We start from the raw sequence: 285 nt of genomic DNA, 5'->3' as shown, positions 1-285 counted from the left end.
GGCATGGTGCGGTGCGGATCGTGCGCGAACTCGCCGAGCGCGGGCTCAAGATTACCGACAGAGGCCGCTCAGCAACCAGCCACATCTATCGGCTGCTGGCGAACCGGATGCTGATCGGCGAGAAGGCTGTCGAGGTTGACGGCGAGACGTTCCGCCTCGTCACGGGCGCGTTGCTGGGCGATGATGGTGAGGCTCCGGCAGCCGTTTTGCGACGTGTCCGCGAACTCCCAAACCAGCGCGCTAGCGAACGCCACTACGTCGACTCGTTTGAGCACCATCTGGCCG

The 285-nt window shown here is 64.9% G+C and carries 1 protein-coding gene; it reads left to right on the top strand.

Annotated elements, in window-relative coordinates; translation table 11 throughout:
- Window positions 1-20: 20 nt before the first annotated feature.
- The coding region (locus tag ACFTWP_RS41835; RefSeq protein WP_380270412.1) for a hypothetical protein at window positions 21-285 on the top strand (265 nt) is incomplete at its 3' end.

The sequence above is a fragment of the Kitasatospora sp. NPDC057015 genome (genome assembly GCF_042673745.1).
GTDB lineage: Bacteria > Actinomycetota > Actinomycetes > Streptomycetales > Streptomycetaceae > Kitasatospora.
Note: the sequence above shows the minus strand (reverse complement) of the source record. Positions and strands in the feature narration are given on the sequence as shown.